The 15309-nt window shown below is 40.8% G+C and carries 15 protein-coding genes; 4 read left to right on the top strand and 11 right to left on the bottom strand.

From position 1 onward, the window contains the following. Window positions 1-8: 8 nt before the first annotated feature. The 3 genes from PZ638_RS18495 to PZ638_RS18485 all read left to right on the top strand — a co-directional run bounded on the left by PZ638_RS18495 (window position 9) and on the right by PZ638_RS18485 (window position 4458). The gene (locus tag PZ638_RS18495; protein ID WP_206277593.1) at window positions 9-1607 is read left to right on the top strand and encodes an N-acyl-D-amino-acid deacylase family protein; all 1599 of its coding nucleotides are present in this window, start codon (window positions 9-11) and stop codon (window positions 1605-1607) included. Window positions 1608-1677: 70 nt separating this feature from the next. Beyond that, window positions 1678-3084: a dihydropyrimidinase gene (gene hydA, locus PZ638_RS18490; protein ID WP_180312164.1), complete on the top strand. Its 1407-nt coding sequence runs from the start codon at window positions 1678-1680 to the stop codon at window positions 3082-3084. A gap of 27 nt (window positions 3085-3111) precedes the next feature. Beyond that, window positions 3112-4458 carry a cytosine permease gene (locus PZ638_RS18485; RefSeq protein ID WP_004259669.1) on the top strand — a complete coding sequence of 449 codons (1347 nt, stop codon included), beginning with the start codon at window positions 3112-3114 and terminating at the stop codon, window positions 4456-4458. A 205-nt stretch (window positions 4459-4663) separates the two neighbouring features. Here the strand turns inward: PZ638_RS18485 and PZ638_RS18480 are convergent, their stop codons facing one another. The 3 genes from PZ638_RS18480 to dcuC all read right to left on the bottom strand — a co-directional run bounded on the left by PZ638_RS18480 (window position 4664) and on the right by dcuC (window position 8451). Continuing rightward, entirely contained in the window at window positions 4664-5713 is a 1050-nt protein-coding gene (locus PZ638_RS18480) for an asparaginase (protein WP_004259666.1), read from the bottom strand. A gap of 72 nt (window positions 5714-5785) precedes the next feature. After that, the gene (locus PZ638_RS18475; protein WP_004259661.1) at window positions 5786-7060 is read right to left on the bottom strand and encodes an amidohydrolase; all 1275 of its coding nucleotides are present in this window, start codon (window positions 7058-7060) and stop codon (window positions 5786-5788) included. Between the two features lie 26 nt (window positions 7061-7086). After that, window positions 7087-8451, bottom strand: coding sequence for a C4-dicarboxylate transporter DcuC (gene dcuC, locus PZ638_RS18470; protein ID WP_004259659.1), 1365 nt, complete (start codon window positions 8449-8451; stop codon window positions 7087-7089). A gap of 220 nt (window positions 8452-8671) precedes the next feature. Between dcuC and PZ638_RS18465 the strand changes: the two genes are divergently transcribed. Next, window positions 8672-9613 carry a DMT family transporter gene (locus PZ638_RS18465; protein WP_112307639.1) on the top strand — a complete coding sequence of 314 codons (942 nt, stop codon included), beginning with the start codon at window positions 8672-8674 and terminating at the stop codon, window positions 9611-9613. 74 nt (window positions 9614-9687) lie between these two features. Here the strand turns inward: PZ638_RS18465 and PZ638_RS18460 are convergent, their stop codons facing one another. From PZ638_RS18460 to PZ638_RS18425, 8 genes are all read right to left on the bottom strand, one after another. Next, window positions 9688-10221 carry a MarR family winged helix-turn-helix transcriptional regulator gene (locus PZ638_RS18460; protein ID WP_206277761.1) on the bottom strand — a complete coding sequence of 178 codons (534 nt, stop codon included), beginning with the start codon at window positions 10219-10221 and terminating at the stop codon, window positions 9688-9690. Window positions 10222-10837: 616 nt separating this feature from the next. Beyond that, window positions 10838-11704, bottom strand: coding sequence for an MrpH family fimbial adhesin (locus PZ638_RS18455; protein WP_004259647.1), 867 nt, complete (start codon window positions 11702-11704; stop codon window positions 10838-10840). Between the two features lie 6 nt (window positions 11705-11710). After that, a complete protein-coding gene (locus PZ638_RS18450) occupies window positions 11711-12241 on the bottom strand; it encodes a fimbrial protein (RefSeq protein WP_112307642.1) in 531 nt (176 codons plus the stop codon). An 18-nt stretch (window positions 12242-12259) separates the two neighbouring features. Further along, the gene (locus PZ638_RS18445) at window positions 12260-12772 is read right to left on the bottom strand and encodes a fimbrial protein (RefSeq protein WP_004259643.1); all 513 of its coding nucleotides are present in this window, start codon (window positions 12770-12772) and stop codon (window positions 12260-12262) included. A gap of 2 nt (window positions 12773-12774) precedes the next feature. Next, window positions 12775-13272 (bottom strand): fimbrial protein, encoded by a 498-nt coding sequence (locus PZ638_RS18440; RefSeq protein ID WP_226617011.1) that lies wholly within the window; start codon window positions 13270-13272, stop codon window positions 12775-12777. A 10-nt stretch (window positions 13273-13282) separates the two neighbouring features. Continuing rightward, window positions 13283-13819 (bottom strand): fimbrial protein, encoded by a 537-nt coding sequence (locus PZ638_RS18435; protein WP_226617010.1) that lies wholly within the window; start codon window positions 13817-13819, stop codon window positions 13283-13285. A 10-nt stretch (window positions 13820-13829) separates the two neighbouring features. Beyond that, window positions 13830-14438, bottom strand: a complete 609-nt coding sequence (locus PZ638_RS18430; protein ID WP_112307645.1) for a fimbrial protein — start codon at window positions 14436-14438, stop codon at window positions 13830-13832. 39 nt (window positions 14439-14477) lie between these two features. After that, window positions 14478-15266 carry a fimbria/pilus periplasmic chaperone gene (locus PZ638_RS18425; RefSeq protein WP_036958076.1) on the bottom strand — a complete coding sequence of 263 codons (789 nt, stop codon included), beginning with the start codon at window positions 15264-15266 and terminating at the stop codon, window positions 14478-14480. Window positions 15267-15309: the final 43 nt, after the last annotated feature.

Here is a 15309-nt window from a genome sequence, read left to right as displayed (position 1 = left end):
AGAGAACAATGAAAACACTATTTAAAAATGCCATCATCATTGACGGTACAGGAGAAAGTCAGTATCACAGCGACTTACTTGTTAATGAAGGTAAAATTATTCAAATCGGCGATATTAGCGCCAACACTCAGGACCAGGTTATTGATGCAACCGGTAAAATCATTTGTCCCGGTTTTATTGATACGCACACTCACTCTGATTTATCGGTGTTATTAAACCCCGCAGTTTCCGCAAAAATTCGCCAAGGGATCACGACTGAGTTGTTGGGGCAAGACGGCGTTGCATTGGCACCTTTGCCTGAACAATATATTTCCGCGTGGCGTAAAAATATTGCTGGCCTCGATGGTGACTCTGATGAGATTGACTGGCACTTCAAAAATACAGCGGGATATCTCAACATGTTAGAGGCGCGAGGAAGCGCTACGAACCTCGCTTATCTTGTTCCCCACGGTAATATCCGTATGGAAGCCATGGGATTAGATGGTAAGGCATCGACGCAGGAAGATGTCGCCAAAATGTGCCAGATTCTTGAGCGAGAGTTACAAGCAGGGGCCTATGGGCTATCTACAGGCCTTATCTATATGCCTTGTGCTTTTGGCGATACCGCTGAGATCACCGAACTTTGCAAAGTGACAGCCAAATATAATGGGATTTTTGTGGTTCATCAGCGCAGTGAAGCGGATGACATCATTCAGTCGACTCAAGAACTTATTGATATTGCTCATGCATCCGGAGTTTGGCTACATATTTCTCATATGAAGGTCTGTGGTAAGAAAAACTGGTCACTGATCGATGAAATGCTATCGATGCTTGAACAAGCACAGCAAGAAGGAATACGCATCTCTTTCGACCAATATCCTTATGTTGCTGGTAGCACCATGTTAGGGGTGATTTTACCGCCGTGGGTGCATGCAGGTGGTACGGAAAAGCTACTCGAACGCCTGAAATCTTCTGAATTACGCCAACGTATGATTGACGATATCGAAAAAGGGATCCCTGGGTGGGATAACTTCATTGATTTCGCTGGGTTAGATCAAATCTTCATTACCAGTGTGAAGCAACAGAAAAACCAAGATGCAGTAGGTTTAAACTTAGTTCAACTTGGAGAGTTACGTGGTAAAGACCCTTATAACGCCACTTTTGACCTGTTATATGAGGAAGATAACGCTGTTGGAATGGTGGATTTTTATGGGACAGAAGAGCATGTGATTAAATTTTTGTGCCGCCCAGAGCAGAATGTTTGTACGGATGGCTTAATGGGGGCAGGTAAGCCTCATCCCCGTGTTTTTGGAGCATTTCCTCGAGTACTTGGGAAGTATGTACGCGAAGAAGCTTGTTTAACTTGGGAAGCAGCGATTCGCAAAATGACCGGCAAACCAGCAGAGGTTTTGGGATTAACCAATAGGGGATTACTTAAAGAGGGTTACCAAGCCGATATCGTAATGTTAGACCCACATACCATTACAGACAAAGGTACTTTTGTTGAACCAAATCAATACCCTGAAGGTATTGAGCTTGTGATGGTTAATGGTCGAATTGCGCTGTTTAATCACATTGAAAGTTATGCCTGCAGTGGACAAGTTTTACGGAAAGGAACGCTGAGTTGATCAATCAATAATAGCTGCAACACAGTCTCTTTTTCGCTGTGTTGTGACATAAAAATCGTTGGAGATAGTTATGTTTGACACAATTATTAGAAATGGGCATTTAGTTCTTGAAGAGGGTACGGTTCGCGCCGATTTGGCAATTAAAAAAGGCAAAATTGCTGCTTTACTTGGCCCTGATGAGCCCGCTGAATGCCAAAAAGAAATTGATGCGCAAGGCCGATTAGTTCTACCCGGTTTAATTGATGCGCATATGCACACACAGGCTCCATTTCAAGGGATTTCCCCGCAACTTACCTTTTATCAGCAAAGTATTTGCGCCGCATTTGCGGGTGTCACAACCTATATGGATTTTACCAATACTTGGAAAGGCTCAAGTGTTCTTCAGGCGCTAGATGACCGTATTGAGGAAATGACTGAGTCTGCGATTGATTTTAGTGTACATGGCAAATTTGTTGAAGCTAACGAGCAGTTATTAGATGAAATTCCACTTCTTGCGGCAAAAGGGTGCCCAACATTTAAATTATTTATGACTTACCGTAAAGAAGGTGTGATGGCAGATGATATGACTCTGATGCAGGTCTTTAAACGTGCAAAAGAAAATAACTGTATGCCATTGATCCATGCGGAAAGTAATGCGATAGCAGAAACCGCGGTGGATGAGTGCATCAAAAATAACACCCTAACTTGGCGTGACTTTGCCAATAGTAAGCCCGTTATTTGTGAAACAGAAGCCTTTGGCCGCGTGGCTAAACTCGCTGAATCAGTTGGTGTTCCTCTTCTGATTGTTCATACCACAAATGGTCCTTGTCTAAACATTGCACAACAAGCACAAGAGCGAGGCCAAAAACTGTATATCGAAACGGGCCCTCACTATTTAACGCTGTTCGATGAACTCTATGATGATATTGAAAATGGGCATCTGGCCATTTGTTCGCCTCCACTGCGCACTCGTAAAGAGCGGGATGAACTTTGGGATGGCATTAAGAACGGTACGATCACCTTGATTGGTTCCGATGATTGCACTTTCACTCGTGAGGAAAAGGAAAAGGCTTTACAGCGCGATGCCAATGGCAAAATTATCCCCGATTTTACTAAGGTGGTGAATGGGTTATCTGGCCTCGAAATCCGTTTTAATTTGATGGTAACCGAAGGTGTAGAGAACGGAAAAATCACTATGAACCAAGCGGTTGCACTATGTAGCACTAACATTGCGAAAACCATGGGATGTTATCCACAAAAAGGGACGCTATTACCTGGAGCTGATGCTGACATTGTCATTTTTGATCTGAATGAGGAATGGGTTATTTCAGCCAATAACTTACACAGTGGTGCTGGCTATAGCCTACATGAAGGATATAAAGCGAAAGGAAAGGTTAAAACAACCCTTTTACGTGGCGAAATCATTATGGATAACAACACCTTTATGGGAAGTAAAGGCCAAGGGAAATTTATTAAACGTACTTTGAAATTAAACTAAAACGACAATAAATATGAGGCTAGACTCATGAATAATGGACAAAATATTTCACAGGAATTGCTTGCTAAAGCCAATCAGGAATTGCTACCTACACAGGAAAAAGACAGAACGTTAAAGACGCGCGACTTGCTGGTGCTTTGTTCATCGATGGTGATCAACGTTGTGGGGTTGGTGATCCCCGCTCAAGTACTTTTAAGAGGAGGATATTCCCCTATTGAAGTGTTAATTGCTTGTTTTTTCGGTTTTTTATTAGTCACCGTGTTAATTACGTTAACTGGTGATATCGGTACACGTTACGGTGTTCCTTTCACCATTTTTATTCGCGACTGCTTAGGAAAACAAGGGGCGAAAATTGGTGCGATATGTCGAGCCATCGTCTGTTTAACATGGTGCGGTGTGATTTTATTTTTAGGGACGCAGGCGATTAATGCGATTATCGAAATTGTCACTGGGGTTTCCATGTTTTGGGTGATATTCATCACTTATGCATCCTTACAGCTATTCAATGCAAGCCGTAACGTAGACAGTATGAGTAAGTTTGGCACATTGGCAGTCCCCATTTTGGCATGCGGATTGGTGTCATTGGTTGCTTGGTTATTACAAGAACACCAAATTTCTTTACCCGATATTGTGACGGCTTCTCCATTAGAAGGAACCGGGTTCAGCTTTATTACTGTTATTGCTATCTTTAGTGGAGGATGGTTATCTGAAGCTCTAAATGGCAGTGACTTAACCAGAAAGCTAAAATTACCTGAAAACAGTGCATCAAGTAGCTTCTTTGCTCGTAATAAACGCACTATCTTTTGTTTTGGGCTTGGGTTTGTTGGTACAGGCTTATTGCTCACTCTTGCAGGGTTGATTAGTGCTTATCTGACGAAAAGCGATAACCCTATTGGGATGCTACAAATTGCTTTTGCTGATAACGCAACCATATTAATTATTAGCTGTATTATCATTGTATTTGCACAATGGACCGTCAATACCTGTGCGAATATTTTTCCCGCAACATTAATTATGCTTAATTTCTTCCCTAAATTAACTTTCGCAAAAGCGACATGGCTAGTTGGGTTGATTAGTATTTTAATGATGCCATGGTTATTATTAAGCTACCTTGATTATGTGCAAATGATTTTCTCTGCAATACTCGCTCCCATATTGGCGATTATGCTAGTACATTATTACCTTATTCGTAAATGTCATCTTAATTTAGAAAACCTGTACAGCGATGATATTCCTAACTGGCGAAAACCGGGTATTACTGCGCTAGTGATTGGGTTGGTATCAGGTATGATAGGTTATAATTTTGCATTCTTTATTGCATTTCCGATTACAGCAATTATTTATTATCTACTAGCAAAGAAAGCCAATATTTAAAAATAGTAATCAAATAAAGCCAAATTTTAATTATTCAAATATTAGCCATTTAACTAAGTGGGGCACTAACGCTATCTGAATATTGATTATCTATATAATAAATTTAAACTTGTTTTTATAATTTATTTATTATCCTAGAAATAAGTATGATGAATGCTAAAAAGGCGTCTATATTTTAGACGCCTTTAACAATGAAGATATTTAATTAACGTTGGCTATCAAAGTAATTCGATATTTGTTTAAGATTGGCACCAGTTGCAAGGGCGAGTTGTAAGAGAATGCGAGACTTTTGTGGGTTTAAAAAGCCAGACCCGATAGCAAATGATTTACTACTCACATAGCCAGAGCCTGTTCGGGTTGCCATCACAACAGGAATACCTTTGTCACTGAGCTGCTTAATTGCCTCCTCCATGTTACTTGAGACATTTCCATTACCACTGCCCGCAACAATAATCCCTTTGGCTCCGTTATTGATAGCGGCATGAAGCATAGCTGGGGTCTGGTCTTGGTAGGCATAAATAATTTCGACATTAGGGAGTTTATCTACCTTACTAACATCGAAAAAAGTACGGTCAACAGGCTGTGCAGGGGTATAGTAGAATTTGGGTTTTCCACTGACAAAGACTCCAAGATAGCCAGGTTCATAAGATTTAAATGCATCAGGAGTGGTTGAGTTTGCTTTGGTGGTATAAAAAGCAGAACCAATGCGGTCGTTTAAAACTACCATGACTCCGCGATTTTCAGCTTTCTTATCCGCAGCAAGTACGACGCTTTCAAGCAGATTCATTGGGCCATCTGCACTGATAGCGGTTGCTGGTCTCATGGCTCCGACAATAACGATAGGCTGTTTATTTTGGGTGGTTAACTCTAAGAAGAACGCTGTTTCTTCAATTGTATCCGTCCCATGGGTGATAACGACGCCTTGTTGTTTTCCTTCATTCAGTAAATGATTAACACGTTTACTGAGATTTAATAGGATCTCGCTGCTAATATTGCCGCTGATGGTGTTAGAAATCTGTTCTCCTTTGACGATAGCAACATCGTTGATTTCTGGCACGGCATTGATTAACACATTAATACCCAGTGAGCCCGCTTTATAGTCGGTGGTATCAAGGTTGGATTTGGAGCTTCCTGCGATGGTCCCCCCAGTGGCTAAAATAGTTACGTTGGGTTTAATGGCATCAGCTGCGAGTGAAACAGAGGTATATAAGATCAGGCTAGAAAGTAGTGTATTTAATAATGTCTTTTTCATCATATTTCCTTAAAAAAACCTTATAACATCATCAGCTATAAGGTTTCATAATTGGCTTATATTGATTTGCTGTTTTTATACGGATAAACGTTGTAGTAACCCTGTAAAGATTGAAAAACCAGTGAATAGCTGTTCTTCATCGATATCAAATTTGGCTTGATGGTGGCCAGCTTTGATATCAGATCCAATCACAAAATAAGCGGCCTTTCCGCCATGAGCTTGTACGCGTTTAATCAACAGTGTGGCATCATCACTGCCATTAAAATTCATGGTGCGCTGTACTTTTTTTACGGCTGGAATAGTTTGGGCTACTTCGGTGATATAGTCAGTCATTTCATCGTCAGGAATGAAATCAACGGCTTCCCCCATGACCTCAGTTTCGAGTTCAACATCAAAGCTGAGTGCTACACCACGTGCACGCCTTAAGGCTTCTTCGGTCATGTAATTGTTAATTTTTTCATTTTCGCCACGTACTTCAATTTGCATTTGTGCGTATGAAGGGATCACATTACGGCCTTCTCCTGCATTTAATACCCCGACATTAGCGCGGGTCATTCCTTCACCATGGGTAGGTAGGCTTAAAATCTGGATAGTCGCGTTACAAGCGGCGAGTAATGCATTTTTTCCGGCATGTGGCTCCATACCTGCGTGCGCGGCTTTACCTTTAAAACGTAGATCCATTTTTAATGTCGAAAGGTAACGTTCCGGTGCGGCTACAATCACTCCACTTGGGATATCACAGCCAAGATGCCCGCAAGCAAAGTAATCAACATCATCTAGAATGCCACTTTCGGCGATAGGTTTTGCTCCGCGTACACCTTCTTCAGCTGGCTGGAAAATGAGTTTAATAACACCTTTTAGTGAACTATTTTTATTTTCCATCAACCATTTTGCGACACCGAGGCCGATAGCCATGTGCCCATCATGGCCACAAGCATGCATATAGCCTTGATTAGTAGAGTTAAATCCTTCTTGATTTGGAATGTGCTCTGCCGTATCGGTTTCTTGTACATTGACACAATCAATATCAAAACGAAATGCGATAGTGGGCCCCGGTCGTCCGGTATCAAAGATTGCTGCACATCCTGTGTAGTCGCCGATCCTTTCGAGTAGCGCATCATCGACTCCACGTTCTTTGGCTGCGTGCTTGGCTTTTTCAACAATGGATGGATTGCGCCCACGAATAAAATCAGGGTTGATGATCTGCTCCCCTGTTAATACGTGGTGCCCCATTTCTTCAAGTATTTTAATTAAGGTCGCCGTGGTATAAAACTCTCCCCAACCCGTTTCTGGGTAACGGTGGAATTGACGTCGCCACGTAACTAATGAGGCATTATCTATTGTAGTCATTTTTATTTTCCTTTTAATAACCCATTCTACGCATACAGAAAATATGCATAAATTAACGTTGCTATCGTGCCTACCGCTAAAGGTACAGAGGTTCTTTTCACTACTTCAACAGGACTCACTTTGATAACCGATGCGACAATAATGACGACAGCTGAGACTGGGGAGATTGCTCGAACTAAGTTAGACGTAAATTGCATTGGAAGAGCAACCATAATTGGATCAACATGGGCTTGATTCGCTATAGATGGAATTAATTCAATGAAAGAATAAAATACCGCATTACCACTACCGCTAATAAAGGTGATTAATGCTGTTAAGCCGGAGAAAATAAACATTAATCCAACGCCTGCATTATTCACGTTTTTGACCACGCCCGAAATCATATCGATGATGCCAATAGCATTAAGGCCAGCAACAAGCGTACCTGCGGCAACAATCAGAACAACAACTTGAGAAAAGCCTTCACCCATGCCTTTAAAAAAGAGCCCAGCTTGAACCATTTGTTCTTTTGGATTGCCTTTACGGATAAGTTCAGTGGCAAATGCAAGAATAAAAGAGAAGAGTGTGATTTCAACAAGCCCCACTTTGATTTCTCGAAAACAGAGTCCTAAAACGATAATTAGAATAAGTGGAACGAGCGGAAATAAGGCGTAGTAAGCAGGGGGTAGTTCTTTATTACCTTCGAGTTTACTTTCATCAACTTCAGTAAATGCGGATGCACCTTGGCGCTTATCCATATACTTTTGCCAAAAATAGTGTGCAAATCCCATTAATAATAAAACAGGAAGTGAGACAACAGCATGGTGTAACGTGACGTAGTCGACAACATGTTCAAAACCCAGTAATCGAGCCGCAACAACATTATCACCCCCTAGTGGTGTTGGCATAATTGTCGCCGTAGTTGCAATAATACCTGCCGCTGTCATTGATGACATTTTGGCAGCTCTTAATATTGGATATAAGGTCGCCATTAAAATAACGGCTAATGAAGCTGCGCTGGGGATCACTAATGATAGTAAGTTTCCTAACCAAAAAACGATTGGGACTAGGATATAAGGAGAACGAATTTTTGAAATAGGTTTTGCGACTAAATGAACGGCTGCATCGTTTGCACCAATGCGTGACATATAAGAAGAAAAACCAAATAGGACCATGATTATGATCCCTGCGCCACCAAACTGTTTTATAAACCCTAGCTGTATTTGTTTTAGTGGATCAAGCCAAATATTCCCTGTACTTTGTTTTATATCTAAAATGGGCATCCCTAACATTGCTGCGCTGAGCATCAGCGCAATACCAGCAGTGAACAATACAATCTTTGCTTCGTAGTTCTTCGCAATTGCATAACCCGCCAGTATCAACACTATTACACTGATAAATATAACAGTCATAGCTGCCTCTCATTATTATTTCTTTGTTGGAAGTATCTTCATAAGAAGATATATCAATATTAGTAATTCGCTTTTTAATATCAATCAAAAAACTTACTATAATTGATTTTTATCATGAACAATTACTTTTCTTTCACCTTGAATCTAATCCAACTTGTATCTTCTTATGAAGTATCTTAGTGTGAAGATATATTTTTATTGAAATGGTGGTAAAAGTTCAATGACGATGAGAAAAGTATCTTTAGTGGGTATCACACTAGCGCTAAGTGCCGCTTTTTTATGGGGTACTGCGGGGACGGCTCAAAGCTTTGTACAGGGTGCAACAGCACCTTACTGGATTGGTGCATTTAGATTACTTGTTGCGTGTTTATTCTTCCATTTGTTGTTTTTTTATCGTAGTGCAAGCCGCCAATCACTAAAAATAAATGAGCGACAGCAAAGCGAAAATTCTTCGAATAGGTCAAGGAGATATTGGCGATATATTACTATCGCAGGTATTTGTATGGGGTTATATAACTTAACGTTTTTTGCAGGTATAAAGGCGACAGGGATTGCTATTGGTACAGCAACAACTATTGGTAGCGCACCTATTTGGGCTGGCTTAATGCAGGCGATTCTTCTCAAGAAATCCCCATCTTTACTTTGGTGGCTTGGAACTTTTTGTGCGACGGCTGGAGGGACATGGATGGTTCTTTCTCAAAGTAGCAGTTGGCAAATCAATACGGGGGGCTTACTTATTTGTTTAAGTGCTGGCTTTTGCTATGCACTTTATACGTTGATGAGTAAGAAATTGGTTAGCATTGATTCTCCATTAACCATTACTAAGCATACATTCAGTATTGCTATATTTATCGCGGTTCCAATTGCTTGGATACTAGCGGGAACGCCAACTGTCAGTTGGGTGAGCATTGCAGTCATATTTTATCTTGGATTATTAACAACTGGAGTGGCTTATCTTTTATATACTCAAGCTTTGAAACATATTAGTGCTCCAACAGGAGTGGCATTGGGTTTAATTGAACCAATTGTGGCATTTTTCCTGGCGATCGTTGTTGCCCATGAAAATGTTAATATGTTTGCTATAGTAGGGCTATGTTTGATTTTGGCTGGGTTATGGTTAGTTTTAAAGTCTGAGGGACGGGTCAGTAAAAAACCTAACTAAAGTGATTAAGGCAAAATGAAGACAGCTCAATGTGAGCTGCACCCTGAGGTTTATTCCAACTTTGGGGTTTTTTATTAAGCCCCATTTTTTTCGTTGAGCTCAGATTTTTGTGATTGAATAAGTTTTTTCAGTAGCATTGCGAGTTGATCTTTATTTTCGTCATCTAATCCTTGAACTAATGATTTTTCAATCGCGACGTGAGTTTCCACAGCTTCAAGGGTTAGCTTTCGTCCCTCTGGTGTTATTTTTACAATCACACCACGTCTATCCGCAGGATCTGGAATTCTAACAATAAATTTCTTTTCTTCTAATCGATTAATTCGGTTAGATAACCCACCGGAGGAAATAAGGATTTTTTTTTGAAGTTCTTTTGGTGAAAGCTGACGATCAGGATTCCTAGCAAGTGCTGCTAGTACCTCAAACTCACCCACATTTAGATTATAACAAGCGAGATTGGCATCAATAAATTGAGAAATATAATGGCTCATGCGTACTATGCGGGCGATAATAGGCAAACCACTCAAGTCTAATGTAGGGACGGTTTCCAGCCACTCTTGTATTAGTGTATCAACAAAGTCTTTATCTGACATTTTTTTGATTTCTTTCATGACTAAAATCCAGTATTGAGCTTATTTGTATACTAAGTCTGAATCAACCTAACTCTTTATATTTTCAATATAAGTTTATCATGAAAAAGGAGCATTTCACACACTTACCCCTATTCAGAGTATTGAACTAATCGGAGTGTCAGCAGAAACTCAATTTTTACATTTGACTTAATATAAGATTTTTCGATTGCATGTTCTTTTTATAATTTAGCATTGGTAGCTATGTATTGTCACATTTGAATCGGTAATACATAGCTATGATTGGCTTTTTATTACATTAGGGGGTACCGTCCGGTTCAGGCGAGTTTATATCGTTAGGACTTTTAATTCTAAACTCAAATTATATCATGTGGTTGCTGGTTTTTTCGCTAAATTTGTCAAATAGTTTAGCTTGCAGATATACCTTTGGTGAAGTGAGAGTGCCACATCGAGTACCAGCAATGCACTGGTTATTTACTTTGCGGTGCTAGTGGGTTTCAAGTTTTCTATCGGGTTAGAAATGTTATTGAAATGAAAAGGTTACAGCTTATTAATATTCATAAAAGCAGCGTATTCTATTTAAAAATACGCTGCTAAACTACCAAGTTAGTGAATTGGGTTCGAAGGCTTTGATTAACTAATTAAATGCAATAATGACGACTGCATTTCCTGTGTAATATCCAGGCGTTACCGTTCCTGATGCATGCAATTCAGAAGTGAATGTAAATGAATTCGCCGCATTGTTTCCAGAAATATTCATGTTCGCGCCATTCCAGCCATTTTGATTATTAATTAATGGATTTGAATAAAAGTTAGAAGTCGAATTTAAATATACATAACGCTCACCCGTGGTTGAGCGAGCAAATAAGTTGATATTTGTCGCCTGTGTACAAGTGATATTGCCAGAAACTGAGTTTGTTTTACCATTTAAACTCGTGTTACTGAGCGCCCCGTGATTAACAAAAGAAGGCAAAGAAATACTACATGTTTGATTTGTAGGTGGAATTTTACCACAAACGCTACCTGGCCATTGGATTGCATTCCTAACTCCCGGGGTTGGTTTATGGTTGACATAAAATAACCCAATACAAGTTGCATTTGGGCTATCAATGACAAACGATGCACGATAAGGAATTCCTTTTGCACTACGAAAAGCCGCTGCGACTTCTTCCGCTGTTCGATACTGGTTAATTCGAATGCAGTTACCATAATCTAAGCAAGAGCCACTCAACGACGGCGCACCAGATGCATACAGAACATCAGGGCCTACCCAGCATTCTGTTGACCCATAACAAGGGTTAGTGACACCACTTGCTTCACTCCAAGAAAGAATGTCCATCTCAACACGAGGCCAGGCTCCAGAGGTCATACTCACAGGCATTACATACGCAATCGCATTGGCTGGGCGAGAAGGAAATAGAGACGCTAATGCGATGATTAATAATAAAATACTCAAACGGCTTGTATTTAACATTCCGTATATTTTTGCTTTTTTCGCATACATAATGATTTACTCATAATCTAATTTGAACGTGGCACTCGCAGCCCATGAACCGAGCACAATTGATTTATTTTGCAATGCAACTGGCTCAGCTCTCACATACGCTTGAAATCTTAGGTCATTATTATTTCCGGTATATAACCCTTGGGTATAACTGCCACTATTAATTTTGATTGCCGCACCGGAAATACTTTCAATACCAACAGCCACGCCAGTTGCTTGGCTTCCTGCATCTAATGCCAATAAACCAGGTAAAGCTGAACTTTCTGCGCCAATAAATGTGACTTTCACTTCATGGCCTAATGCTAAATCGCAATTGATTAAGCGAATGGTAAAAGGTTGGCTATTTGTTTGAGTATTTAGATACAGGTATTTATCCACTATCGTACCGAAATCTAATTCAATCGATTCGTCGCCCGGATAAACGTCACAAGCATCTTCAATTAGCGTGCCATCAAACTCCACATTTGCAGAAAAAGCCGCAGTGGCACCCAAAAACCATAAGCTAAAGGCAAAGCTCATATTACGTTTAATATTCATAGTTATGACTGCCGCCTCCTATTCAAAAATAATGGTTAACGTGCCTGATGCAGTAAAATTATCCCCTACAAGTTCGCTTCCTGAACGCATGACAGGAACGGCTGAAAGGGATGGTAATGAAGCCGCATTAATCAAAAAGGCTTCATTCAATGGTTGAGGTTGGCCATTTTTTTGAATTTGAATTCCTAATTTGCCATTATTCAACGGTGTCACTGTTCTTAATGTCGCATTATCAAATCCACTTCCTGCAGGTGTTCCTCCGAATATCAAGCTGATATCCCACGGTTGTGTCATATCGCCAACACAATTTAATTGAAAAGGAATAGATTGCTTGAAGGCGGTACCGTTGATTTTTCGTACACCCACTTTACCGAATGAAACTTTTATTGGGTCGTCATGGCTTAATTGGCAAACAGGAGGAATAATTAACGTGCCATCAAATGCCCAATTTGCTTGCGCTGAAGATATGGACATCACCATTATAAATCCTGCCATCCAATGCTTAATTTGATTGTTATTCCACATAATCATTCTCACTGATACTCAATTTTCAGTGTTGCCAGTGCTGTAAAAAATCCGCCATCGGTATTTGTAAAATTGGCATTACTGTTTTTTACTGGGGCAACCTCTAAGGTTGGCAGCGCTGTATATAACACATTGAAAGGCTGGTTAATAACTTGCTTAGCATTGTTCACATAAAAGGAAAGACCGAGTTTTGGGTTACTCGTTTTCAATGCGCCATTGCTATTAAATGATGTTCCATCGCCGACAAGCGTGAGCTTTATAGCGTTTTTCGCTAGATTTGTGCAGCTGAGTCTCATCGGTACAGTACGCTTGTATTGAACTCCATCAATACGTGGGAGCAATATATCGCCAAAATGTATAGTTTCTTGTTGGTTGTTATTCAAAATACACTCGGGCGGTGTCACCAATAATCGACCTTTTAGCTGGATACCAAGTGTTGATGCTTGGCTTTGGCTAAACAGGCTAAGCATCATGCAGACCGAGAGAAGATAACGGTATAATTTCATTGATATCATCCTATTGGTAATCCAATACCATCGTGAGATTGCCCGTAAAATCCCCACCTGATGTTAAGTTTACCCCTGTAGGTTTAACGGGGACGGCATACAAAGCAGGCGAATTCCCATAATTAAAATTGAGTGTCGCGCCATTGCTGAGTCGGGTTCCATCACGGTAAATGGCAATACCTAAATTCGGGAGATTGGTCGTCACGGATGACTCACCATTAATTTGCCTATCAGTCCATCTCAGCGTCATCTTTAATGTATTCTTATATAAGCCATTACATATCAAGTTGTAATTGATAGGTGAGCGCCCATAAGCACCGTCAATCTTTGCCTGATGTATATCGCCAAAATCTACAGAAGTCGTTGTTGCACCGCCAAGGGTACATTCCGGCTCACCGTATACCGTCACACGAATTTGGATATTAGTGCTGAGATTCGCAGCGATAGCTTTGTAAGAAAAGCTGAGTGAAATCAGAGCACCAAAGAGAATTACCCCAACTAGGACAATCGCTTTAAAGCATATCGTAAGAAAATAAGCTCCTCTCATCTCCATGCCCCTATTCATAACTTACCTGGAATCTAATTAACGCCTGATAAGCTCCAGCATTTAGTTGAGCAGAGGTACGTACTGGCGTTACATAGTAAGTTAATTGGTTTTGCCCAGGTGAAACCAATTGTGGTGTACTGTACTCACCTAAGTTAATTGGTGAACGCGCTGCATTACTTAATTGCAGGCCAATCCCCTGAACACCGATAACAGCTGCCAAGCGCGGGTCTTGGGTATCTATAGGAGCCAAAAAGCGGATCTTCATTGACGGCATTTGTTGGCTCCACAAAAGATTCCCCTGTGCAGTGCGGCTGCGACTTTCACCACTTAGACAATCTTCTAAACGCAGTTCAATCGCAACAGGGTTACCAGTTTGCCCAACATGCTGAAGCTGTCCTGTACCCACAGTACCTAAATTAATAGTTTGATATGCTGATGACATTGCTAAACGACAAGCACTTTCCGTCAAAGCTCCATGGACATATAGCGTGCCATGTGAACCATCTACATCCCAGCTATCAACTTTATTTAGGGCTGTTCCCATCGCCATGCTACTGAATAAATTCAGCGCTAAACTTCCTAAGCCCACATAACGGAGCATCCTGCTTGTGTTTGCCATGATATTCTCCTGCTATCTCATCGCGCATTTCAGATCAGTCTATTTTTTTTCAGGTACCACATGGCAGCTATTTCCCTGACATGTAAACGACAGTGTTGGGCGACCACCATAATCATTGATATAGGTCAGCACAGGTTTATTACCTAATGCGTCTGCACTGACGTTCAGTGCTTTGCTGCTTTTGGGTGCAACCATTACGGGCTCAAACCCTGCGACTGTCTGCCCATTTTTGTTGGGGACAGCATCGACAAAAGAAACGTAATAGGCAGTTGGGTTATTAATCGTATACTGGTTACCCTGACGCGTAAGAGTCACTTTTTCCTGCCATGGATTATCCATTTGTTCACGTGTTGGAATGATTGATTTTGGTCGATAAAACAATTTAATACGTGTCTGTAATGCCAGTTGCAGCGTATTGGGTTTATCACTTTTCGGTGGAATCTCACGCAAATTAAAGTAATACACCGATTCTCTGTCTTGCGGCAGAGAAGCGGCACTTGGCAGAGCTTGGATTTTGATTTGGCTTTTTGCCCCCGGCTCAACACGCTGTACCGGTGGCAATACCGTAAATGGGTCGCTTATTTTTTCACCTTTCTCATTTTCCACCCAACCTTGAGCGAGATAAGGTAATTGTTTGTTTTCGTTGCTGATGTTTAAACTGATCGATTTTTCGTCTCCCGTAATAATCGCTCGAGTTCTGTCTAAGGCAACTGCCGCTTGAGCAGAAGATAGCGTTGTTGAAATCAACACAACACCAGCCAATGCGAATACTGCTTTATGGGCATTTTTTTTGTTCATCAATTTGTTTTTCATCATGTTATTCATCATATTGTTATCTTCTATGGTTAAGGAGCACTCATCGCTCTTTGCG

This window comes from Providencia hangzhouensis (assembly GCF_029193595.2).
Lineage (GTDB): Bacteria > Pseudomonadota > Gammaproteobacteria > Enterobacterales > Enterobacteriaceae > Providencia > Providencia hangzhouensis.
The sequence above is the reverse complement of the archived record's forward strand: the minus strand, read 5'-3'. Positions and strand labels throughout refer to the sequence as shown.

Excerpts from the sequence above, each read along its gene's own strand:
- PZ638_RS18485 (WP_004259669.1), top strand. The coding sequence starts at position 3,112 with ATGAATAATGGACAAAATATTTCACAGGAATTGCTTGCTAAAGCCAAT.
- PZ638_RS18425 (WP_036958076.1), bottom strand. The coding sequence starts at position 15,266 with ATGATGAATAACATGATGAAAAACAAATTGATGAACAAAAAAAATGCC.
- PZ638_RS18430 (WP_112307645.1), bottom strand. The coding sequence starts at position 14,438 with ATGGCAAACACAAGCAGGATGCTCCGTTATGTGGGCTTAGGAAGTTTA.
- PZ638_RS18455 (WP_004259647.1), bottom strand. The coding sequence starts at position 11,704 with ATGTATGCGAAAAAAGCAAAAATATACGGAATGTTAAATACAAGCCGT.
- PZ638_RS18465 (WP_112307639.1), top strand. The coding sequence starts at position 8,672 with ATGACGATGAGAAAAGTATCTTTAGTGGGTATCACACTAGCGCTAAGT.
- PZ638_RS18445 (WP_004259643.1), bottom strand. The coding sequence starts at position 12,772 with ATGATTATGTGGAATAACAATCAAATTAAGCATTGGATGGCAGGATTT.
- hydA (WP_180312164.1), top strand. The coding sequence starts at position 1,678 with ATGTTTGACACAATTATTAGAAATGGGCATTTAGTTCTTGAAGAGGGT.
- PZ638_RS18440 (WP_226617011.1), bottom strand. The coding sequence starts at position 13,272 with ATGAAATTATACCGTTATCTTCTCTCGGTCTGCATGATGCTTAGCCTG.
- PZ638_RS18495 (WP_206277593.1), top strand. The coding sequence starts at position 9 with ATGAAAACACTATTTAAAAATGCCATCATCATTGACGGTACAGGAGAA.
- PZ638_RS18450 (WP_112307642.1), bottom strand. The coding sequence starts at position 12,241 with ATGAATATTAAACGTAATATGAGCTTTGCCTTTAGCTTATGGTTTTTG.
- PZ638_RS18475 (WP_004259661.1), bottom strand. The coding sequence starts at position 7,060 with ATGACTACAATAGATAATGCCTCATTAGTTACGTGGCGACGTCAATTC.
- PZ638_RS18480 (WP_004259666.1), bottom strand. The coding sequence starts at position 5,713 with ATGATGAAAAAGACATTATTAAATACACTACTTTCTAGCCTGATCTTA.
- PZ638_RS18460 (WP_206277761.1), bottom strand. The coding sequence starts at position 10,221 with ATGAAAGAAATCAAAAAAATGTCAGATAAAGACTTTGTTGATACACTA.
- dcuC (WP_004259659.1), bottom strand. The coding sequence starts at position 8,451 with ATGACTGTTATATTTATCAGTGTAATAGTGTTGATACTGGCGGGTTAT.
- PZ638_RS18435 (WP_226617010.1), bottom strand. The coding sequence starts at position 13,819 with ATGAGAGGAGCTTATTTTCTTACGATATGCTTTAAAGCGATTGTCCTA.